This window comes from Neobacillus sp. PS3-34 (assembly GCF_030915465.1).
GTDB lineage: Bacteria > Bacillota > Bacilli > Bacillales > Cytobacillaceae > Neobacillus_A.
This window is the reverse complement of the sequence record NZ_CP133267.1, coordinates 3197812-3220547: the sequence shown is the minus strand read 5'-3', so window position 1 is coordinate 3220547 and position 22736 is coordinate 3197812. Positions and strand designations below refer to the sequence as shown.

Sequence of the window (22736 nt, the reverse complement as noted above, 5' to 3'; positions counted from 1 at the left end):
TTCATGTATCCAGACTTGGAAGGTAAAGTGGTTGTGATTACGGGAGCATCTACTGGCCTAGGCAAGGCAATGGCTCTACGATTCGGTAAAGAAAAAGCAAAGGTAGTCATCAATTATTATAAAGGAGGACCAGAAGTAGAGGAAATCATCAGCCAAATTAAAAATTTGGGTGGAGATGCGATTGCGCTTCAGGGGGATGTGACACAAGAACAGGATGTGAAGAATCTCATTAACGAGGCTGTCTCCCATTTTGGGCGGCTGGATATAATGATTAATAATGCAGGTGTCGAAAACGAAGTTCCTTCTGAAGAATTGTCTCTTAAGGACTGGAATCGGGTCATTGCAACTAATCTAACAGGTGCCTTTCTTGGATGCCGGGAAGCAATTGATTATATGATTGAACATGATGTCAAAGGTTCAATCATTAATATGTCAAGCGTTCATGAAATGATTCCGTGGCCGCATTTTGTCCACTATGCAGCAAGTAAAGGGGGCATAAAATTAATGTCTGAAACGCTGGCCTAGAGTTCGCCCCAAAAGGAATCAGAGTCAACAGCATCGGCCTGGCGCAATTGATACACCCATTAATGCCGAAAAATTTTCTGATCCGAAGCTAAAAGCGGGCGTGGAGGAATTGATTCCGATAGGCTATATCGGAAAACCGGAACAAATCGCTGCTGTGGCTGCCTGGCTCTCATCAGATGAGGCAAGCTATGTCACCGGAATTACCTTGTTCGCCGACGGTGGCATGACTAAATATCCAGGATTCCAGGCGGGCAGAGGGTAATGGTATGGACGATAAAACAAAGATCCTTTTGACATCTGCAGAGATGGCCACACTTTGGGTTCAGTATATGAATGATACTGCAGCAAATTGTGTGTTAAGCTATTTTATCGAAAAAGCGGATGATTCAGAGGTTAAGTCAATTATAGAATTCGCTCATGATTCATCAAAAAAAAATATTGTAAATTTACAAGAAATTTTTAAAAAAGAAGGCTTTCCGATACCAATTGGGTTTACAAAAAGTGATGTTAATATATCGGCGGCTAGGCTTTTTTCTGACTCGTACGTGCTAATGTATTTACGGAATATGTCTGTTTTAGGAATGGCGGCCAGCGGAATAGCACTGGGGCTGGTAACTCGTGATGATATTGCCGCTTTCCAGAAGCAAGTCTTAAAATCGGCTGTTATTTTACAGGATTTGGCCAAGGGATTGATGCTGAAACAGGGGACCTATATAAGGCCGCCTTTTATTTCTACTCCTGATAAAGCTGTTTATATAGAAGGCCAGCATTTTCTGGCAGGATTTTTGGGAGAGATTAGGCCACTCACTGCAATTGAAATCACATAATGTCCAAACTAATGCAATTGGAAAAGCATTGATGATGGGTTTTGGCCAGGCAGCACAAAATCCAGATGTAACACAATTTTTGCTTCGGGGTAAAAGAATTGCAACTAAACATATGGATATTTTCAGTGATATTTTAATAAAGAATGATCTTCCTGCCCCGATGTCATGGGACATGGCAGTTACAGACTCTACAGAAAAGGTTTTCTCAGATAAACTCATCATGTTCCATTCATCTGCCATGATTGCAGCTGGAATTGGAAACTATGGAGCCGCAATGGCCGCGAGTCCGCGCAGGGACATTTGCTTGAAATATGCTTCATTGATTCCCGAGATTGCATTGTTTGCGGAGGATGGTGCCAATATCATGATCAAGCATGGATGGCTGGAAGAACCTCCGCAATCCGATGACCGAGATAACTTAGCGAAGTCATAAAACACATGGAGACGAAAGCGAAAGAACAAAATGCGCAAGCGCCCTGGTTAGCCCCGACAGGCATAAGACGAATCACGCAGGAAATCCTGATTTCTGGAGTGATTTGGCTTATGACCCCGAGGGGCTGGGGGCTGGAGCTAGATTAATACAACTTGTAGAAGTTATTCACATCATTTAATTTTATAATTTCCTAGACGAAGAAAAAAGCTGCGTTTGTAATCGCAGCCTTCTTTCTCATTTTTTATTTCACTTCAAACATAATGACATTATGTTCATGAAGTTCATCGTTTTCAACATGGATTTGGACATGATATGCACCAGTGCGGGTAAATGTCTTAGCTGCGGTGTATTTTCCACCGCCACTCTCTTTCCCATCAATCCATTCGTGCTTTTGTTCTTCTCCTGCCCATACCTCAAACGTCACTTTTGCGTTTGTAAGGGGGGTATTATCATGTTTAACAAGAGCGGTTAATATTGTTTCCTTGTTTACATGGAATGGCTTGTCTCCCAGCAATTCGATCGAAACACTTGAATCATGATGATGTTCATCTGAATGATGATGTTCCCCTGCTTCACTATGTTCTTCAACCGGAGTGCCTACTGTAATTTCCTTGTTAGGCATGGTATGCATACTGCGAGCCGTAACGTGCGCAGTAATAAAGTAATGGCCGTCCTCTTTAAAGGAAGTAGTAATGGAATAAAGTCCCTTTCCGTCATTATGAGCAGGTTTCATGGAATGATCCTCCTGCTCGCTTTTCCAAATTTCGAATTTCACTTCGTTTGCATCAGCTACTTTTTCTTTTCCCTGAGTCACCAATGCTATTATCTTAACCTCTTCATTTGGATTGATTTTCTCTGGCTCAGTTTTGATGGTTACTTCCACAGGTTCAAGGCTTTTTCCGCCCCCATCCTGATTTGCAGAATGATCTTGGCTATTACAGCCGGTTAGCAGGCCCATGAATAGAGCCACTCCTAAAAAAAGCTTTTTCATTATAAAATCTCCTCATAACTTAATAACTTGCTGCACAGTGAAACATGCACGCCCCTTAAATTTTAAGCCATTTATGTGAAATTTTATACCTTTTGAGAAGCATTTTCATAAAAAGTAGGTTTTCATATTGATAATGTTCAAAACTTCGACATAATTAAACCCGCAATGGATTCTATTTATTTCTGCCCTAAAATTACATTCTTGTCTGTGGTTTGTGAGATATAATTTTTCTCTGAAAACAAGTTGGTTTGGATCGAAAATTTTGGGCGTCCTTTTACCTCGTTAAATATTTTACCAATATATTCTCCAATCAGGCCGATACCTATCAATTGCAATCCACCGATAAACCAAATAGAAATCATTAATGAAGCCCACCCTGATTCAGTATGACCTAATAATTTTTGAAGAAATGCATACCCTCCTGCAAATATACTGATCAAGGCAGCCAGAAAACCGACTAAGGTAACAAATCTGATTGGCGCAATGCTGAATGAAGTTATTCCTTATATAGCAAAAGCTATCATCTTTTTCAACGGATATTTGGATTCACCTGCCATCCGTTCCTTTCTGTCGTAAAAGACTTGGGTAGATGGAAATCCTACTAATGGAATAATTCCCCTCAGAAAGATATTTCGCTCCTTATAGTTGGCAAGCTCGTCAAGCGCACGTTTACTCATCAATCTGAAGTCTGCATGATTAGGAATTAGCTCAATGCCCAATTTACGCATAAAGCTATAGAAACCTAATGCAGTATTCCTTTTGAAGGCGGTGTCGGTCTCACGCTTATCCCGAACCCCATAAACGATATCATTCCCTTGCCAATACTTTTCGACAAAAACAGGAATAACAGAAATATCGTCCTGGAGATCGGCATCAATGGAAATGACGCAGTCTGATTGTTCTTTCGCTGTCATTAATCCCGCCAATAACGCATTTTGATGGCCTACATTTCTTGCTAGCTTTAGGCCTTTAACATACGGATTGTCTCTATTTTCCTCTTCGATTATTTCCCATGTTCTATCCTTGCTTCCGTCATCTACAAAAAGAAGACAGCTTCTAAAGGAGACAAGGTTATCATCAATCATTTTCCCAATAATCCCAGTCAACTGTTTGACCGTTACAGGCAAAACATCTTCTTCGTTATAACAGGGAACTATAATAGTTAGGATAGGTGTGTCCATCCTATTCACTCCTTCTTCACTCGATAAAGGTAGATTTTCCATGCCGATTCTTCATTGCTGAAGGACTTTATAAAATCAAGCCCGTTTTCATCATGATTCAATATCGGAACAGCCGAGAAAAAATATTCTCCGCCCATTTTCTTAAATTGATTTATATTTATCTCCAGATGCTTAATTTTCTTCTTCGAATCCTTATTGAATTCATAGTTCTTTCCGAGTTCATCAACGAAAATGTAGCACCTGCCTCCCCATTCATCAAAATAGGTTTTCAAACTGGAATTCTTATTTAGTTCTCCTGCAATGATTTTTCTAAACTGATGTTTATATGATAATGGGTAGTAATTGTTATATGTATCCAACGTATAGAAGCCGTTGTATTGAGCGATGGCTGGATGGATTCCTATACTCGCAATACGATAAGATGACTTTGGCTTTCCAATATAATGGGCAATCTCGTCAAACTGTTTGACCGCATAAAATTGTTTAACAGATGGAGTATTGGTATAACGATAAACAACCTCCGGATTGGCAGCAAACAAAACGAGAATTTGCAGGATTAAACATATATTTATTAACCTTCTCCATCTATCCCCGATTCTCCAGAGAATTACCGACCCAACCGCAAACATCAGATAAATGATTAAGGGACGAAGAAAGTGAAAACGTGCAAAATTAAATGTGTTTAGAAGTGAAATCCTTTCCTTTAATGGTTCCCACCCTTTGTAAAACCAAAATGCATACCAAACTGATAAAACAAAATTTAATATAAATAGATTTAAATACCTTTTTTCATCTAAACCCTTTTGTTTTTTTAATATTTTCCAAACTACAATAAACGATAAGGGCAAAATCACAAAAGTATGCAGCGTCATATCGTGTGTATGCCCAATAGAATAATTTTTAAATACGAGTCTGACAGTATGCCAGAACTCCAATTTGGAACTAACAAATTCATTTCTACTGGTTGGTTCCTCTGGAAAAACAAGCGAATAAACCAGCCTGTATTCAATAGACAAATACATAGTAACCATTAATGCAATACTTCCAAAAAAATGCAGGTTCCACTGTTTTTTTACAATTAAATCCCTCAGCCAGAGAATCCCCATCGCAAATAAAAAGAAGAAGAAGCCAAGAACAAAGCTAGAATAAAAGGGAAGTAAAATGAGGGTAATCCATTCTTTCCAGGTGCTATCTCCCTTTCTAATGTTTAAAAATGCCCACAGTGCAAGCGGCATCCCGAGCGTACTCAGCATGCCAGAAGGCCAAAATGGCGTTAGTGCAAATGCCAGTGACACCCATACACGGATGGCGTAATTTTTTTCGTCTTTTACAAAATGCTTTTTTAATAGCAGAAAAAAGCCAATAAACGCAAAAATCCTCACAAGAGCCTGGCTTAAGGAATACGCGAGCATCGTCGGGAAAATCTGATGAAGCCATTGTATTCCGCTAAACTCAGTTCCAAAGGCATTTCTTGGGAGGCCGTTTATGATTTGAGGAAGTGTACTATTAAGCGGTGCAAATAATGCTTCGCTATCATGCATGAGTTTATACCACGCAATATTCGAGTCGAGATTATCGTGTACCCTGATGTGGGCATTTTCGCCAAGTATAAACATTGGTGATAGATAAATAAAAAGCAGGATCCACGCAAATGATAGATGCTTATTTTCCTGTCTTAGACTGACCCAAAAATTAAACATAATGAACACCTTTTCAAATTTAGTCAAATTTATTATAGGGATAAATGTTTAAAATTTTCTTAAGACAAGATTAAAAGTCTATGTTTTTTTCAATTACTTGCATATAAAGAAATGATTATTAAGGAAAAGTTAAGAAACTCCTTCCATAATTGGCTTATCCCAATCCGCTAATGCGGGCGAGTGAAAATCAGGAAGGAGCAAACAGTAAATGAAAAAATGGATTTTTATTGTTTTAGGTTTAGCAGTAATTGCATTTGTCGGTTATCAATATTTCAATAAAAACAGCACTCAGGAGGTATCAGCTACATATCCAACCGCTACAGTCCAAAAAGGAAAGCTCGAGGTTAAAGTAAGCGGTTCTGGTTCAGTCCAACCTGTTTCGAGCACCGATATTAAGGCAGAATCAGAGAAAAAAATTGAGGAGGTTCTCGTGGATTCCGGGGATGCAGTTACAAAAGGACAGGAACTGATTACGTTTACTGATGGAAGCGATCCAATCATTGCTCCCCATAAAGGTATCATTACTTCCCTTACTGTTTCAGCGGACCAGCGTGTGAGTGTCGGGGAAGTGGTTGCTCACGTGACAGACTATAAGAATCTGCAAACTGTGATTCAAATCGATGAATTGGATATTCCTAAAATAAAAGTTTCCCAGAATGTTAATATAAAGGCAAATTCATTTCCTGATGAAGCATTTAGCGGCAAGGTTACGGCAATTTCAAATGAGGGCACTGTTACGAATGGAGTATCGACTTTCGATGTTACCATACATATAGACAACCCTAAATCACTTAAAGTAGGGATGACGGCAGAAGCCAGTATTTTGACTAATAGTAAAGATCAAGCCCTTTATGTACCTGTAGAAGCTGTTCACTCAATAAATAGTCAAAAATATGTAGTTGTCAGCAACGGAACGGCTGGTGGCAATACTGCCTCAACTGAGAGAAAAGCTGTCAAAACGGGGCTTTATAATGAAGATTACGTAGAAATTACCAGTGGCCTTACTGAGGGTGAAACTGTTCAATTACCTGCAGTTTCTGTAAACAGCAACAGTAATCTCCGCGGGATGGGCCGCGGGGGAATAGGAGGATTCCCTGGTATTGGCGGCGGTTCTGGCGGAAGATCCTGGTCAGGAAGAAGTGGCGGCAATGGCGGGAGGAGCGGTTCTTGATGACTCAACCAATCATTGAAATTGAAGACATAACAAAGACTTATCGATTGGGCGGAGAGGATGTCCATGCTTTGGATGGTGTCTCCCTTTCCATTGAAAAAGGTGAATTTATTGCGATCATCGGCGCTTCAGGTTCAGGTAAATCTACGCTTATGAACATGATTGGCTGTCTTGATCAACCTGATTCTGGAACGTATTTGCTTGACGGAAAAGATATTGGCCGTATGAATGACAACGGCCTTGCCTCTATCAGGAATAAAAAAATAGGATTCATATTTCAGAATTTTAATTTACTCCCTAGACTAACTGCATGGGAAAATGTTGAGCTCCCTCTTGTATACAGTGGAATGCCGGCTAAGGAACGGCGGAAAATCGCATTTGAATGTTTGGACAGAGTCGGACTTAAAGATAGAGCTACACACCTCCCAACTCAGTTATCCGGAGGACAGCAGCAGCGGGTGGCGATTGCCAGGGCATTAGCAAGCAATCCCCCTATCCTGCTTGCCGATGAGCCAACAGGTGCGCTCGATAGCAAAACGAGCAGAGAAATCCTTGATGTTTTAAGAGAGCTTAATGCCCAGCAGCATACCATTATTTTAATTACTCATGATATGGATATTGCCCGGCAATGTAAACGGATGGTCTCTATCCAGGATGGAAAATTGACGATGAATGAAGGTGAAAGAATTGGGAATCCTGCAATCAGTTAAAATGGCCTTAAGGAGTATAAAAGGGAATAAGCTGCCTCTTCTCACCATGCTTGGAATTATTATCGGCGTTTCTTCGGTCATTGTCCTGATTTCCATTGCCCGGGGATCGACCCAAAATGTGACCAGTCAAATTAATAGCCTGGGAACAAACCTGCTGACCATAAACACATTTGGCACCGAACAGGTGAAGCTGACAGATGATAGCATCGAAAAGCTCAAGGCGGTTCAGGGAATACAGGCCGTCTCTCCTGCTGTATCAGGAAGAGTCACGGTTAAAAGGGATAGAACCTCAGCCCAGGTTTCTTTAACCGGGACAAATTCCGCCTATCAGGATGTTCGTGAAATGAAAGTGGCAGAAGGCCGTTTTCTGTCAGATTTAGATATTGAGTACAGACAAAAAATTGTTGTCCTTGGCTCTGAAACTGCTCAAACCTTATTTGGGATTGAGAGTCCAATTGGCCAGCATATACAAATTGATGGTACATCCTTTAAAATAGTAGGTGTATTGGAATCAAAAGGCGGTTCCATGGGCCAAAGCGGTGACGACATCGTGATCATGCCCTTAAGCACAGCCGAAAGATTAATCAAAAATACTGCTATTTCAACTGTTTACCTTCAAGGGAAAAACAATGCAAATATGAATTTTGTCATGGCAGAAGTAGAGATGACAATGAAAAGACTTTTTCCAAATGGAACCGACGAATATAGTATTTTCAATCAGCAGGATTTAATGGATACCATGAGTTCTGTCACGAGCACGATGACGATGATGCTTGGAGGAATTGCCGGCATATCCTTGCTCGTCGGAGGAATAGGTATTATGAATATCATGCTTGTTTCAGTTTCAGAAAGAACAAAGGAAATCGGAATTAGAAAAGCAATTGGAGCAAAAAGGCGCGACATTCTCCTTCAGTTTTTGATTGAAGCGGTTGTGCTAAGTTCGCTTGGTGGCGTAATTGGTATTTTAGCTGGAATAGGGTTAGGCAATCTTTTGTCCTCATTTATGAGCCTAACCGTTTCCTATTCAACTTCTGTAATATTAATGTCCTTTTTATTTTCTCTTTTTGTCGGCGTTGTTTTCGGAGTATTTCCTGCAAACAAGGCTTCCAGACTTAACCCTATTCAGGCCTTACGGTTTGAATAAACAGCAACAGGCGACCGCATTGGCGGCCGCTTTGTTTGCTGTAAATATTACCCACTAAAGCCGTGGAATATGATTTGCCCCCCTTATCATTGGATAATATGAATACTTTTTTATAAAGGAGAAAAAGCGGATGCGTATATTAGTTGTTGAAGATCACCTTCCCCTTTTGAATTCCATTGTCGAGCTGCTGGCAGATGAATTTGAAGTGGACCCGGCAGATAATGGAGAAGATGGCTTGTTTTTCGCCATGCAAAATATCTATGATGCCATCATTTTAGATGTGATGATGCCAGGTATTGATGGGTTTGAAGTACTCCAATCGATCAGAAATGAAGGAATAAAAACTCCTGTATTATTTTTAACTGCCAGAGATGCACTCGAGGACCGTGTGAAGGGACTGGACTCCGGGGGAGATGACTATTTAACTAAGCCCTTCCAAGCTGCTGAGTTAAAGGCAAGGCTTCGGGCACTCCTCAGAAGAAGTGGCAGCTTAACAACCAATCAGACGATTCAATACCGCGGGATCGAGCTTCTCGGAAAAGACCGGGATATTATAGTTGATGGAGGGGCAATAAAACTTACATTAAAGCAGTATGAACTTCTTGAATATTTGATTCAAAACCGGGGTGCTATTTTAACAAAAGAACAAATTTACGATCGTGTATGGGGATTTGATTCGGATACGACAATCGCTATCGTTGAAGTTTTCATGCATCACCTGCGAAAAAAACTGGAGCCCTCTGGCTACCACACAGATATTAAAACCGTCCGCGGCGTGGGATATATTCTGAAGGAAGCCTAAAGGAGATATAAATGTTTAGAAAAACGCATATTCGGCTTACTATCATTAATTCTCTTGTATTCGCCATCCTTATCAGTACCCTTGGAAGCATTCTTTATTTCTATACCCAGCATCGTTTATTTGAAGATGTGAATCGTTCATTGCTAGAATCTGCTAATCGTTTTGATTTAGGTCTAAATGATGAAGAGAATCATGGGCCACGGGATAATCTTCATTTTTTCAAAGATCGAATTATTATCCTAATGTGGGATGAACAAGGCAATCTTCTCGCACCTCCACAGAGTCCCGAAGCAGAGAGATTTCTGCAAATAAAAAAACAAATCAAGCCAAAAGAATTCAACCAATTGGAAGATATCACAATTAACCACTTTACCTTCCGTTATTATGCAATAAAGATGGATTCAGAGCTTAGCGGGGTTAAAACTATTCAGGTTCTGCGTGACATTAACTCCGAAAAAGAGTTTCTGGATAAGCTCCTTCTGATCATTCTTATAAGTTGTGGTATCGGAATCATTTTCGCTGTTGCATTGGGGTATTTTTTAGCGGGACGCGCCCTGATTCCTATTAAAGGCGCCTGGATGAAGCAGCAGCAATTTGTTTCCGACGCTTCGCATGAGCTCCGGACTCCATTAGCTGTCATTCAGGCCGAAACAGACTTATTATTCCGGTCGCCTTCTGCAACAATCGAAGATAGAATTATTGATGTTTCTACGATTTCGAATGAATCCAGGCGCCTTTCAAAACTCGTAACCAATTTATTGACGCTTGCCAGATCTGACTCAAATCAAATTGAAGTAAAAAAAGAAGCGTTCCAGCTTGATCAATTACTTGCTGAAATAATGAGACAATACGAAGAAATTATCTCCTACCAGGGAAAAGAGCTTTCTCTTGATATTTCATCCCCTGTTCTCTTTACTGCTGACAAAGAGCGGATTCATCAGCTTGTTGTTATTTTACTGGACAATGCCATGAAGTTTACGACTGAGGGTGGCCATATCCGCCTTTCCTGCAGGCAGATCCATTCCAGCATACTATTAATGGTTGAAGATGATGGAATGGGAATAAGTGAAGAAGAGATACCCAGAATATTTGACCGCTTTTATCAAAGTGACAAAGCGAGAACTCTTTCTGAAGGTACAGGGCTTGGCCTATCGATTGCGCAATGGATTATCGATAAACATAATGGGAAAGTGACGGTTGCAAGTAAGCCAGGAGCAGGTACAAAAATAGAAGTTTCTTTCCCAAGAAATCAAAAAAATTAACCTATCAGAAAATTTAAGAAAAAATTAAGGTTTGCCTCTCATACTTAGCTTATCCACTGATGACCAGGCACATGATGGTGGGCTCTGGGATTCAGAAATTGAATAGTTGAGAGGAGAAATAAAATGAAAAAAATAAGGAGAGCCCATTTGTGGATCGGCCTGATTGCTTCAGTATTCCTTTTTATGGAGGCCATTACAGGGCTTATCATGATGGAGCCATGGCTGATTGGACAATCCGATAATAACAGACCCTTTGCTGATGGGCAGGCCTTTCAAGGCGGAAATTTCAACCGTGGCCAAGGCTTTCAGGGGAATACTGGATCTGATTCAGGACTGAATTCCCAGAATGGGCAGGGCTTCCAAAGAAGGAATGGCAGCGGCTTTCCTGTTGGTGGCTTTCCAAATGGGCGAATGCGTGGTGAAAGAGACTCCGGATCCCTAATGGGCATTATTAAAGGGCTGTATGCAGGCAGACTAGGAAATATGGATATCGGCTGGCTGATTGATCTTGCAGCCACCAGCATGATCTTCCTTACTGGTTCAGGTATTTTCCTATCCTGGAAAATCTTAAGTATAGAGAAGAAAAGGAAACAAGCCAGGGCAGCCAATCTTGATACAATGCCAAACGAATAAGTTGCCACTGAAGTTTTTAAATTAAATATTTGCTTTTATCCCTGACAACTGGCAAGCTTAGGAGGATACTATTTCACAGAAAAGACAAGCAGGTGATTAACATGATTGAGATAAAGACTTCTACACTCAGCGATGGAGAGCTTAATAGAGGGGTATTCGCGACTCGTGATATAGCAAAAGGTGAGCTTATTCATGAAGCACCGGTCCTTCCATATCCAAATGAAGAGCATGTTCATATTGAAAAAACAAGGCTTGATGATTATGCTTTTGAATATGGCAAGAACCATTCTGCTATCCTCTTAGGATACGGTATGCTGTTTAATCATTCATATGAGCCGAATGCTACTTATGATATCAACTTTGCGAACCATACTTTTGACTTCTTTGCTTATAAAGATATAAAAGCTGGAGAAGAAATTCTCATCAACTACAATGGTGAAGTCGATAACAATGATCCACTTTGGTTTAACAAGGAAGAAAATGAATGAAAAAATAAGCACATGAATCCTACCGGAATCATGTGCTTTATTTTTTACCTATGACAATTAATAGCCTCTAAATACATACTGTTCCTTTGGTGCACTTGTGCTGGACCAGCTATCCACCTTCAAGTAAGGAATACTTGTCTTAAACGGCTGATAATAGATCGTAGAAATCTTCCCTTTTACATTGATCCATTGGTCATCTTTCAGCTTTACGCCATTCGGCATTTCAACCAGCATGCCGAATACCCCTGAATCAGCGATACAATGAATAACTCCAAATCTGAATACAAACAACTGGTTTTTTGCAATGGTTTCAGAATCATTGAAAACAAACCCTTTGAATTCAACATCTTTATCAAGGAATTCACCTGGGAAATTATAAATCGTTTCCATTCCCCTTAAATAATTCTTATCATTTAATATGATCGATGGCTGCTTCATATATTTCTTTTTTTCTTTCTTCATAAAAGCATCATAATCGTCTTTTCCATAATAGACACTTGTGTCAGGGCGCAAAAATTGCTGCTGCATAAAGGAATCGCCCTTTCCCTCATCATAAATGGGAAAATGGAATCCCTTCGCCTTGACTATGTTCGAATCTAGAGTTGCGATTGGAAAAAACAAACCAGAAATGATCGGAAAGGCGAAAATCGGATAAACGTATAGCTTTTTATACCATTTGTCTTCTTTTGAATGATTATGGTCACAATGATCATGGCCGCAGTCATGGTCTTTTGATTCTTCCTTACCAAGCATCAAAATTTGGACAATCGTCAAAACCAGCATCCCGTAACCTGCGGCAGCTGAAAGATAGGAATACTTCATATTGATATATTTGCTGATATCGCCCGATAAGTGGAGATGAAAAAGTAAATACGTAAAGCCGATTAAAATAAGGCTTCTTATCATAATAACAACTCCTTAAAAGAACAAAGAGTAAATAAAAACAATGAACGCAACACCAGATACAACGAAAAGGACAAGCCTCTTTTTAAACGTCGCGAGCATCATCATTAAATTTTTAATATCAACCATTGGCCGAAGACAAGAAATGCAAGTAAGGAGCCGGTAGAAAACGTGCTCCTAAATGATGAAGCGATGAACGCATCTGCCTCTGAACACAGTGATAAAATAAACGAAAGTGCCATCATAACTAGCGAGGAAGATGCCTGTCCTTGCCCGATTGATACAAGTGTTGCTGTTTTAATATAAGTTTGGACAGCCGCCGCGATGAGAGAACCGATAATTAAATATTTTCCCATCGAAAAGAATTCCTCAACAGCATGTTCAAGAGTAAGCCTAATTTTTTTCCAAAAAGATTGCTTTTCATGTGTATGGTGGTGGTGATGGTCGTGCTCGGATTCCTTTAAAGGATTCCCTTTGTAAAAATATGCTAGCAACAGGCCAACCGTTATGGAAACCACAATAGCTCCAAGCGCCCTGTAGATAGCCATTTTCCAGTCACTGCCAAAAGCAATGTACGTAGCGAATAAAACTACAGGATTAATGATCGGTGCTGTAAGCATAAAAGAAATCCCTGCAGATATCGGCACACCTTTAGAAACAAGCCTTCGCACAATTGGGACAATACCGCATTCGCATGAGGGAAATAAAAACCCTAAGAAGGTAGCAAACAAAACAGCAAGGACTTTATTTTTCGGCATAATTTTCGCAATCATTTCTTCTGTCACAAAAATTTGAATGATGCCTGAAATTAAAACACCGAGAGTAACAAATGGCAATGCTTCTATTAAAATTGAAATAAAAATCGTATTCATTTGTAAAAACGTTTGTGGCAATGAAATTCCAAACATACTTATGCCTCCAGAAAAAAGCTGACTCATGCACAATACTATACTCTCATTCACAATCTTCGTCCAACGAAATATATGGAATTCTTCCAAAATCATATTTTTAAAGGAGTTTTTCGTGGTGGCAGAGAAAATATTAGTAGTAGTTTGAATGAAGGAGAGCATTTTATGGAAAAAAAACAGTTTTTATACATGTTAAAGCTCGTACCTGAGCTGCTCGATGAAAAAAATTGGACCGAGCGGGAAACAGCAATAATAGGTGAGCATTTCTGTGCTTTGGAAAAATTGATAGAGGAAGATAAACTGATCATGGCTGGCAGGACGCAAAATAAGGATGACACCACGTTTGGGATTGCCATCCTTCAGGTAGATACCGAGGAAGAGGCAAGATACCTTATGGAAAATGACCCGGCTGTTGCCAAGAAGGTCATGACAGCAGAGTTATTTCCTTATAAAGTAGCATTGTATAATCCAAGATTCACTATCTAGAAAAGGAGCTGCTTTAATAATGGAGCAATCATCACAAAGCTTTACACACAAACAATTAGCAGTATCATGTTTCAATAAAGTATGGGATTTTCTCGATAAAGAAGTTCGGACTGAAGACGAAGATGAGCAGATGGTCCACTTAAGCCATAGTTCGTTTTGGCATTGGGGACAAGTGGAGGATCACACCCAGCAAAATATCTCCATCGGCTACTGGCAGCTGGCAAGAGTCTACGCAGTAATCGGCAGGGGCGAAACAGCGCTGCATTACGCGAATCGCTGTATTTCAGTGAGTGTTGCTTCTGAGCTCGCTCCGTTTTATATCGGTTATGCATACGAAGCTGCAGCAAGGTGGTATGCGGTTTTGGGCAGACAGGATGAAGTGGACGCAGCAAAAGAACGAGCAATGGAATTTGTTGAGAAAGTGGTTGTAGAGGATAGCAAAACGATGCTGGTTAACGATTTGGAGACTATTTAAAAATTGAATGGTCTGTTGGCACAAATCCCTTACTGATTGCCCACAAAAAGAAAAGGCTGTTTACTAGGACATGATTTAACATACCCTAGTAAACAGCCCTTTTTTATTTCAATCTTTCAATGCCTGTTCGACTGCATATACAGCATGAATCTTTGTTGTGTCGTAGAGTGGAATATCTACATCCCCCGGCTTAATCAAGAGTGTAATTTCAGTACAGCCCAGGATAATCCCTTCTGCCCCTTGCTCTATTAATCGCCTAATAATTCCTTTGAAAATTTCTTTCGAGGCTTCCTTAACCTCCCCAAGGCAGAGTTCTTCATAAATAATCCGGTGAACGTCTTTCCTGTCTTCCTCTTCAGGGATAATGACCTTTATTCCATGCTTACTGCTTAATCCGCCTTTGTAAAAGTCCTCTTCCATCGTGAAGTTTGTTCCCAATAGGCCAATAGCTGCTCTGCTGTCTGCTTTAATTTTATAAGCAGTAGCATCGGCAATATGCAAAAATGGAATATCAATATTTTGCTGTATCGCATCTGCGGAAATATGCATGGTATTCGTACAAAGGACGATAAAATCTGCCCCTGCCTTCTGCAGCTTTACAGCAACCTCAACCAGCATTTCTGTGGCTTCTCCCCATTTTCCTGCAAATTGCAGCTCCTTCACCTCTTCAAAGTCAACAGAATAGAGGATACATTTTGCAGAGTGATGCCCGCCAAGTTCTTCCTTCACCTTTTGATTAATCAATTCGTAATATAATTTGGTCGACTCCCAGCTCATACCTCCGATTAATCCGATTGTCTTCATCTGCAGCTCCCCATTTCACAAAAAATGTCCTTTCTAACCTTTCGTGGCAAATTAAGAAAATTCCTTCCTATTAAAAAGGCCTCCGGCAATCCCATGCCAGAAGCCTTACAATATTACTCCAAAAGCCCATATTTCCGCTTGAATCTTGTTAATATTTTAATCCAAATCCCCCCGAAGGCAATCAAAAAAATGACATTGGAAACCGCATGCATACTATCAAAAATTGCACTTCCTGCAGCAAACGTAAGGAAAGCTTTTATACTGACGACATTTCCGTCCTGTGTAAATGAAAAAAAGGCCAAATATTCATAATCCAGCCGAATAAAAAGCCCCAGATAATTGCGAAAACGATTCTACCCCATTGACTATTCATCAGCCTGCTTCTTCTGAGAAGGCCAGCAGTAAAACCAACCAGCCCCATGCCGCCATTTGCCAGGGTGTCCAGGGCCCTGCGCGAGAATCATATTGGAAGCCAGTGCTGCTACAGTACCGATCATAAAGCCGCTTTCTGCACCGAACACAAATCCCGACATCATGATGACAAAGGTGGTTGGCTGGACGTTCGGAATGCCGGCAAACGGAATCCTTCCAGCAGCCGCAATCGCAGCCAGGACAGCCAAAAGCACCAGCTCCCTCGGTTCCACCTTTCTCTTTTCAAAGCGGATCAGCAGCATTAAAAATGATATAACGAAAACTCCCAGGCTTACCCACAAATAATGGTCCTGCTTCCATACCGCCAATGCAAGTAAAAAGACAATCAGTAATAACAAAAGGGTGGTTCCAATTATTCTTTTGCTTTGCATAACTGGACAGCCTCCTCCAGCGTAACGATGGAATTGCCGGGAATATGGCGGAACAGCCGTTGCACCATAGTTGTATAAAAGAAGTTCCCCTTAAAGAAATTTTCGGGTACATCCTCGGAGGTGATTTTTCCTTGAAACATCATTCCACATTTTGATGCATACTGCGCAGCAAATTCCACATCATGCGTCGACATGAAGATCGTTGCGCCCTCCTCTTTTAGGAGATTAAGTATGCTTGCAAGACTGTCCTTCGAAAGAGGGTCCAGCCCTTTTGTTGGCTCATCGAGCAAAAGGATTTCCGGATTACGAAGCAGCAAACAAGCCAGGGCTGCTTTTTGCAGTTCACCACCGCTTAAATCATAGGGATGGCTGTTGCGGAGGTGCGCGATGCCAAGTTTTTCCAAAAGCCGTTCAGCTTCATTTTGATCATCCAATCCCCATTGTTTCATCGTATCCTGAATCTCTTTTTCTACAGTATCTTGCAGGAAAAATAACTTCGGGTTTTGGGGCAAATAGCCGATTGCCCTTACAAGGTTCTTATTTTTCAAAGCTTTTAGTTGAGTATTATGGAAAAACACCTTGCCGCGCTCCGGCTTTAAAAGTCCTGCCACGACTTTCAGGAATGTTGATTTTCCGGAACCATTTCCGCCCAAAAGCGCGTAAAAATCACCTTTATGGAGAGAGAAATCAAGATCGGACAGGACCATGCCGGTATCCCTTTGATATCTATAAAAGACATTCGCTGCTCTGATGATTTCTTCACCTTCTTTAAGGGAGTGGGGCACTTTGTCTTTGAAAATAATGTTTTGATCCTGTGTCCAGCTTCTGCCCTCCTTTACTGTGAGAGGGAGGCTCCCCCTCTCCTTCATCATGCTTAGATACAAAGATGGGATGCTCGGAACATAGCCCTTTTTAGGTGTGTCCCAAAGCGCTTGAAGCACTTGGCGAGGATTTCCCTGAATTTCCACCTCTCCTTTTTCGAGCATGACAATTTTGTCTGCTAGTGTGAACACTTCCTCCAGGCGATGTTCTGCCAGAATGATGGTCATCCCGAATTCTTCATTCAGGCGCACAAGCATATCCAGGAACTCTCTTGCACTTACAGGGTCAAGCTGGGCGGTAGGTTCATCGAGTAATAAAATATCAGGCTGCATAAGCAGGACTGATGCAAGATTGATCTGCTGCTTTTTTCCTCCTGAAAGCTCGTGCGTTTTCCTGTGGAGGAGAGATTCTGCACCAAAATAATGGACCATTTCGGCAATTCGGCTTCTCATTTCATTTGTTGAAAGTCCCAAATTTTCAAGTCCAAATGCCATCTCATGAAGGACATCATCAGCTACAACCTGATTTTCGGGATCCTGAAAAACAAAACCAACATCCTTTGACAATCCCTCGGTTTGCAGAAGTTCATTTCCGTTCAACATAATCTCCCCAGAGAGATCCCCATGGGGCATGATTTCTTTTTTCAGCAAACGTAAAAGCGTACTCTTTCCGGATCCCGAAGAGCCGAAAAGCACAATGAACTGCCCTTTTTCCACTTGGAGCGAAAGATTGCGTATTGCAGGTTCTGCAGCATCCGGATAGGTAAAAAAGACATTCTTTAATTCTATAAACGCCATCTTATGTACCCTCCCAATTCTGCGATAAGCGGAAAAATGATAAACAAAAGGTATGAACTATAAACGAAAGAATCTGCAGAAGAAAATTTCCAGGATTCCATTAAGGGGTAAACCGTTAGAAAGCCATAACCATAAAAACGGCCTGCCAGTACAGGAATGATAAAAATGATTAAATAGATTAGGGCCCATAAATCTGCCTTTCTGAAAAGAAAATATTCATAGGCAGAGCGGTCCTTCTCCCCATATCCCCTTGCCTTCATGGAGTCCGCTGTCTGAACTGCTTCCTCCAGCGAATGGGTCAGCAATACTTGAACATATAACATCCCAGTTTTCACTCGATTACTCCATTTCCCATGCAGCACAGAGATTCCTTTACTTCTTTGGACGGCAGAAATCTCGTCCAATCTTCTTCTCATCAATGGTACAAAACGGAGAGTCAGCATCAAAAGAACTGCGAATTGAGGTAGAAATTTTGAAAATAAAAACAAGAGTTTATTGGGCGTCATCACTTCGTTGTATGAAGCAAACAATGCTATCACTCCGATAATTGAAACCGCGCTTATGCTTCCATAGACAAAGGCCTCCAGGGTAAAACGGTGTTGATGGATTTCAAACAGGACATGCCTTCCTCTTTCATTAAAAAGAGGAATGAAAAAAACAATGAATAACCCAGTCGAAATCATAAAGAATATCCATCGATTCAATACTCTTAAGAAACCCTGCAGCATATTAACCACCAATATAACTAATAAAGCAGTAATTAAAAAAACAGGATGGAGCATTAATATAAGCAGTGTCAGGAAACCTGCATAGTAACCGAATACGACGAGTGGATGAAACTGTTCAAAACGGTTTTGCATGTCTTTTTCCCCGCGAATTTATTGTGTGTAATAGCATTCAATACGATCACCGTCGTTTACTTTGATAACGCCGGAGCTTTTAGAAAGGCTCTTGCCATTCAGTTTAATGACCCAGCCGCTTTTAGGGCCATAATCAAACTCGTAAATATTATCAATGCCTTCAATGTAAGCCATTCCGCCGCTGCCACTGTAGTCCACATTACTCTTGCCAGCCACTTTAAGCAATATATCCAAAATGGTATTGCCCTCTTTAAACTCCACCTTCTTTGCTCCAATTATTGTCCCTTTATCCTTTGGACCAACAAGCGAGAACGTGACAGTGTGAACTTCCTGTTTCTGCTGTGCGACAGGTGCAGTCTTTGAAGGAGTAGTGCCTGCAGGATGTGATGCTGCAGATTTCACCGTGCTGGTTGCCGTCTTTGGCTTCACTGTTGTCTTAGCTACAGATGATTTTTTCGGCGGTGCTGTTTGAGCCGGTTTAGCTGCTGGCTTTGTTTTCGTATTTGATGTGTTACCCGATACAGCAGGTGTTTTGGAATTCCTGCTTTCCTGCTGGCTGGTTGAAACATTTTTTTTAATGGGTTTTTCTGCTGTAACCTTAACAGTTGAATGGTCCTTAACAGCAACACTTTTTGTTGCGGTTTCAGGTGAAGAGGTTTGTTTTTCTTTTGTTGAAAGTTCCTTAGAACCACAGCCTAGTAAGCTGACCGTTAATATTAAAGCCAACGAAATGGCTGAAAGTCTTAAGAATCTGCACATGATTGTTTTCCTCCCCATCTTTTCATTAAAAACCCCTCCTGTTAAAACAAGAGGGAGTTATTCGATTTTTACCTAGAAGCTTTCTTTCTTCTTTGAATAAATAATGCCACGAATCCCGCCAAAATCATCAGACTTCCTAATGCAATCATGTTGTAATCCTCTGAAGCTGTTACTGGCAATTTATGGCCTTGCTTGCCGTCTGTTCGATCAGTTGGTTTCTTTGCCGCATCATCCGGCTTCGAATCAGTGGCAACAGAACTCGCTCCCGCTTTTCCTGTAGCTTGTGATAAAGGCAGCTGATATAATGGGCCTTTTCCATTTACCTTTAATTGATAAGCAACCACAGCCTGGAAGCCCTGAGAGGTGGAAAACGCATCGCTTACATCTCCTCCCTGCCAGTCAAAGCCTCCATCTGCATTTTGGAAGGTTAGTAAATAACTTATTAAACTAGTTCCATCCTTCGTAAAAGAAGCATCACTTGCATCCAGATTTAAGGACGATAGTGCAATCACAGCCTGGGCTGCAGTGGAGCTATTGTCTATTTTTCCAGCATGATACTGTTTTGACAAATATTCAACAGCCTGGTCTATCTTCTCCTGCACCCCAGCTTCGCCCTTATGAGGGGCAAGGGCTGTCAATACCATTGCGGTCGTATCGATATCGCTTGTGGTGCTGGAGGGATCCCAAGTCCAGCCGCCATCTTTATTTTGTTTTGAAATCAATTCATTTACTAATTTCTGCTTCGTCCATTTTGCCGAGGCAGGTACTTTAAAATTGGCGCTATCCAATGCGATAAGCCCGTATGCAACGCCATTCAGTCCCTGCTTCATGACGTCACCATTATATGTCGCTTCAACAAGATTGTGTCCGCTAACGTTTTCAGGATTACCACCAGCAGCAAGAATCCCTAGCGTGTACCTTTCAACATCGGTTATTTTAGAAAATCTGCCGTTTTTGTCCTTAACAAGCTTTGCTGCATTTTCCAGGTAGCTTGAAGGGACCCGCTTGCCTGCCTTTTTAAGAGCAATAACCTCCCAATCGCCTGCATTCTTTGAAACATACTTACTTGCATGGTCCACTGCGGTTTGAAGGCCGCTCCCGAAACAGGTACAGCCGCCTTTTGATTTCCGCCGTCTGAACCTCCTGCTGGAGGGGCTGAGCTTTCGAATTTAAAGCTAATTTCATCTCCTGCCTGCAGCTTGTAGTTGTCTGCACTAGTTGAGGCCATTTTTCCATTAACATAGAATCCCCAGTAATTTGAACCTTCAACTGCAATTCCTTTAATGGAGGTAATCATTTTCCCAAAATCATATTGTCTGAACTCGACATTCTGATTGCCCACAGCCACTTTCAAAAAGTCAAAAGCCGTCGGTTCGTTTATGAATGGAACTTTGTTAAGTGGAGGAATGATGTCTTTTCCGTCTTTGTCTATTAATTTGAAAGATACGTTCTTTTTCGGAGCCTGGTTCCAATCTTCATAAACATAGCTGAGCTTATCTCCATTTTGCACAGCATACGCATCATAATTTACCGGTGCAAAAATACCGTTAATATAAAATGCCCAGTAAAATGGATCAGCCTTCGTTAAGTCATTAATTCTTTTTATCGATTTTCCGTATTTAGTTTCTTCGACTTCAATATTGTTTTGCCCGGCTGTTTTTATAAGAGCATCCAATGCCGTTTCCTTATCACCGTAGACCACCTTTGTCTCTGGCAGCAATGCATCGGTCTGTTCCTTGCCGATTACAGTAATCGTTCCTGCCGACGGCTCTGCCGCTAATACAGAATGCTGAACGCCGACATTTAATAGCCCTAATAACAGAAGCAGTACCATAAACAAGCTTTGACTCTGTCTTTTCATCTTGTCTCTCTCCCTGTATCATAAAATTGCATAAAAAAATCCCCCTAAAAGGAGGAGGTGGTGTTATAGGTTAAGACGATACGCAGAAAAAACGCCACTGTCTTAACACCCTCCTATCCGCGTAGGCATTTGGTGCGAAAAAACAGGCAGGTTTCCTGGCTCATGATCATTGCTCCCTATGCCTTCCCATCCAAAATGGACAGTGACGTTTTATAGGTTGCTCACATTTACAGTGGCGGGACCGCATTGGCTTTTAACCAATTTCCCTATTAAGCTAATAATCTGCATTGTATGCGAAAAATTAGCACCTGTTTTTGCCGTTCAATTTTTTTATGTTAATCTCATTATACAAATTGGAGAAATATAGCACAAGTTTTTCCGAAAGCTGCCGTAAATTAGCCTTTACTTTACTTTTTCATTAGTTCTTTCAACTGTTCCATCACATTTTCGTTCACAAGGCCGCCGTGGTAGCAGATGACAGAAGCGATTTCAATATCCGCAAACTTTTTCAAGGATTGAGTAGCTGTCTCCATATCTGGAGTGGTTTGCTGAACCGGTCCCCTTAAAACTCCATTTATGCTGATCATTGCGTCACCTGCGACAAGTGTTTTGCTTTCCTTTAGGTAAAGGCTGATATGGCCAGGCGTATGACCTGGTGTAAAGATGATCTGTATTCCACCGCAAAAAGGCAGCACATCTCCGTCAGCAAGTGTTTGAGTAATTTCAGTTTTCGGCGGATTCGCGTATATAAATCTGGCAGGCTCCGGCAATGCCTCCCATGCGTCCTTGCTCATTTTGGCAGGGTCAGTTTTCATTAAGTGCTGCTGGCCTTCAATATATGGTTTATCAAGCACATGGGCATACACATCAATTATTCCTGCAGCTTGAGATAAAATTTCTGGAAGGCTTCCGATATGGTCAAGATCCTGATGAGTAAGGATGACAGCTGATAATTTCTCAAAAGGCACTCCTGCCGCTTCCATGGCACTTCTAATTGCTTCACTTTGCCCCGGCATTCCAATATCAATCAGCACTGCCTCCTTATCATCCCAAACAAGAGTTGGGTTTAATGTCGCTTTATTTCCAAAAGCCTCTATTGCCAATTCAATCATTTCTACTCCGCGTGCTACTATCATGTAATTTCCTCCTTTTATTTTAAGGATTCTAATGAGAGAGCTTTGAAAAAATAGAAGGGGTTACGGAAGACTTTGATTTTTATCACCAGCATCCCTCCTATAATTCTTTACAGGAACTCCCATTACCTTTTTTACCTCTAAAAAGAATATCTTGGAAACCTAGTAAATAGTAAGAAGTAAAATTTCTTTAATATCCTTATGATTTTTCGCGATTTTTTCCTTTCAATTTTACAAAACAAAAAGCCCAAATATTAG

At 41.0% G+C, this 22736-nt stretch carries 21 protein-coding genes, 3 pseudogenes and 1 riboswitch; of the genes and pseudogenes, 12 read left to right on the top strand and 12 right to left on the bottom strand.

All coding sequences use genetic code 11. The annotated features are described in order from the left end of the window. The first annotated feature begins 3 nt into the window (after window positions 1–3). From RCG23_RS16625 to RCG23_RS16615, 3 genes and pseudogenes are all read left to right on the top strand, one after another. Window positions 4–787 (top strand): annotated as a pseudogene (locus RCG23_RS16625) (SDR family oxidoreductase). Window positions 788–791: 4 nt separating this feature from the next. Continuing rightward, the gene (locus RCG23_RS16620; protein ID WP_308176629.1) at window positions 792–1352 is read left to right on the top strand and encodes a DUF3231 family protein; all 561 of its coding nucleotides are present in this window, start codon (window positions 792–794) and stop codon (window positions 1350–1352) included. Then, window positions 1339–1785 (top strand): DUF3231 family protein, encoded by a 447-nt coding sequence (locus tag RCG23_RS16615; RefSeq protein WP_308176628.1) that lies wholly within the window; start codon window positions 1339–1341, stop codon window positions 1783–1785. The genes RCG23_RS16620 and RCG23_RS16615 overlap by 14 nt, the downstream gene beginning before the upstream one ends. 241 nt (window positions 1786–2026) lie before the next feature. Here the strand turns inward: RCG23_RS16615 and RCG23_RS16610 are convergent, their stop codons facing one another. The 3 genes and pseudogenes from RCG23_RS16610 to RCG23_RS16600 all read right to left on the bottom strand — a co-directional run bounded on the left by RCG23_RS16610 (window position 2027) and on the right by RCG23_RS16600 (window position 5657). After that, window positions 2027–2776, bottom strand: a complete 750-nt coding sequence (locus RCG23_RS16610; protein WP_308176627.1) for a FixH family protein — start codon at window positions 2774–2776, stop codon at window positions 2027–2029. A 176-nt stretch (window positions 2777–2952) separates the two neighbouring features. Beyond that, window positions 2953–3957: pseudogene (locus RCG23_RS16605) on the bottom strand (glycosyltransferase family 2 protein). 5 nt (window positions 3958–3962) lie between these two features. After that, entirely contained in the window at window positions 3963–5657 is a 1695-nt protein-coding gene (locus RCG23_RS16600) for a DUF6044 family protein (protein ID WP_308176626.1), read from the bottom strand. A 208-nt stretch (window positions 5658–5865) separates the two neighbouring features. Between RCG23_RS16600 and RCG23_RS16595 the strand changes: the two genes are divergently transcribed. From RCG23_RS16595 to RCG23_RS16565, 7 genes are all read left to right on the top strand, one after another. Beyond that, window positions 5866–6828, top strand: a complete 963-nt coding sequence (locus RCG23_RS16595) for an efflux RND transporter periplasmic adaptor subunit (RefSeq protein WP_308176625.1) — start codon at window positions 5866–5868, stop codon at window positions 6826–6828. Next, a complete protein-coding gene (locus RCG23_RS16590) occupies window positions 6828–7538 on the top strand; it encodes an ABC transporter ATP-binding protein (protein WP_308180084.1) in 711 nt (236 codons plus the stop codon). The genes RCG23_RS16595 and RCG23_RS16590 overlap by 1 nt, the downstream gene beginning before the upstream one ends. Next, window positions 7501–8682 carry an ABC transporter permease gene (locus RCG23_RS16585; RefSeq protein WP_308176624.1) on the top strand — a complete coding sequence of 394 codons (1182 nt, stop codon included), beginning with the start codon at window positions 7501–7503 and terminating at the stop codon, window positions 8680–8682. Before RCG23_RS16590 ends, RCG23_RS16585 begins: the two co-directional genes overlap by 38 nt. 130 nt (window positions 8683–8812) lie before the next feature. Continuing rightward, on the top strand, window positions 8813–9484 hold the full coding sequence (locus RCG23_RS16580; protein WP_308176623.1) for a response regulator transcription factor: 672 nt from the start codon (window positions 8813–8815) through the stop codon (window positions 9482–9484). 11 nt (window positions 9485–9495) lie between these two features. Beyond that, the gene (locus RCG23_RS16575; protein WP_308176622.1) at window positions 9496–10746 is read left to right on the top strand and encodes a sensor histidine kinase; all 1251 of its coding nucleotides are present in this window, start codon (window positions 9496–9498) and stop codon (window positions 10744–10746) included. Between the two features lie 123 nt (window positions 10747–10869). After that, window positions 10870–11379 carry a PepSY-associated TM helix domain-containing protein gene (locus tag RCG23_RS16570; protein ID WP_308176621.1) on the top strand — a complete coding sequence of 170 codons (510 nt, stop codon included), beginning with the start codon at window positions 10870–10872 and terminating at the stop codon, window positions 11377–11379. Between the two features lie 101 nt (window positions 11380–11480). Further along, window positions 11481–11867, top strand: a complete 387-nt coding sequence (locus RCG23_RS16565) for an SET domain-containing protein (protein WP_308176620.1) — start codon at window positions 11481–11483, stop codon at window positions 11865–11867. A 57-nt stretch (window positions 11868–11924) separates the two neighbouring features. Here the strand turns inward: RCG23_RS16565 and RCG23_RS16560 are convergent, their stop codons facing one another. Continuing rightward, window positions 11925–12773, bottom strand: coding sequence for a TIGR03943 family putative permease subunit (locus RCG23_RS16560; protein ID WP_308176619.1), 849 nt, complete (start codon window positions 12771–12773; stop codon window positions 11925–11927). Window positions 12774–12785: 12 nt separating this feature from the next. After that, window positions 12786–13678 (bottom strand): annotated as a pseudogene (locus tag RCG23_RS16555) (permease). A 165-nt stretch (window positions 13679–13843) separates the two neighbouring features. On the opposite strand from RCG23_RS16555, the gene RCG23_RS16550 reads away from it, so the two are divergent. Continuing rightward, window positions 13844–14164, top strand: a complete 321-nt coding sequence (locus tag RCG23_RS16550) for a YciI family protein (protein WP_308176618.1) — start codon at window positions 13844–13846, stop codon at window positions 14162–14164. 19 nt (window positions 14165–14183) lie between these two features. After that, window positions 14184–14639 carry a hypothetical protein gene (locus RCG23_RS16545; protein WP_308176617.1) on the top strand — a complete coding sequence of 152 codons (456 nt, stop codon included), beginning with the start codon at window positions 14184–14186 and terminating at the stop codon, window positions 14637–14639. Between the two features lie 108 nt (window positions 14640–14747). On the opposite strand, the gene RCG23_RS16540 is transcribed toward RCG23_RS16545, so the two are convergent. From RCG23_RS16540 to RCG23_RS16505, 7 genes are all read right to left on the bottom strand, one after another. Next, complete coding sequence (locus tag RCG23_RS16540) at window positions 14748–15443, bottom strand: aspartate/glutamate racemase family protein (protein ID WP_308176616.1); 696 nt, start codon at window positions 15441–15443, stop codon at window positions 14748–14750. Window positions 15444–15808: 365 nt separating this feature from the next. Next, window positions 15809–16246, bottom strand: a complete 438-nt coding sequence (locus RCG23_RS16535; RefSeq protein WP_308176615.1) for a hypothetical protein — start codon at window positions 16244–16246, stop codon at window positions 15809–15811. After that, the gene (locus RCG23_RS16530; RefSeq protein ID WP_308176614.1) at window positions 16228–17865 is read right to left on the bottom strand and encodes an ABC transporter ATP-binding protein; all 1638 of its coding nucleotides are present in this window, start codon (window positions 17863–17865) and stop codon (window positions 16228–16230) included. Before RCG23_RS16530 ends, RCG23_RS16535 begins: the two co-directional genes overlap by 19 nt. Then, on the bottom strand, window positions 17853–18725 hold the full coding sequence (locus RCG23_RS16525; RefSeq protein WP_308176613.1) for an energy-coupling factor transporter transmembrane component T: 873 nt from the start codon (window positions 18723–18725) through the stop codon (window positions 17853–17855). The genes RCG23_RS16530 and RCG23_RS16525 overlap by 13 nt, the downstream gene beginning before the upstream one ends. Window positions 18726–18743: 18 nt before the next feature. Then, complete coding sequence (locus RCG23_RS16520) at window positions 18744–19484, bottom strand: DUF4430 domain-containing protein (protein WP_308176612.1); 741 nt, start codon at window positions 19482–19484, stop codon at window positions 18744–18746. A gap of 931 nt (window positions 19485–20415) precedes the next feature. Further along, window positions 20416–21345 (bottom strand): DUF4430 domain-containing protein, encoded by a 930-nt coding sequence (locus RCG23_RS16510; RefSeq protein WP_308176611.1) that lies wholly within the window; start codon window positions 21343–21345, stop codon window positions 20416–20418. A gap of 127 nt (window positions 21346–21472) precedes the next feature. Further along, a riboswitch (cobalamin riboswitch) is annotated at window positions 21473–21672 on the bottom strand. Between the two features lie 80 nt (window positions 21673–21752). After that, window positions 21753–22481 carry an MBL fold metallo-hydrolase gene (locus RCG23_RS16505; RefSeq protein WP_308176610.1) on the bottom strand — a complete coding sequence of 243 codons (729 nt, stop codon included), beginning with the start codon at window positions 22479–22481 and terminating at the stop codon, window positions 21753–21755. Between the last annotated feature and the right edge of the window lie 255 nt (window positions 22482–22736).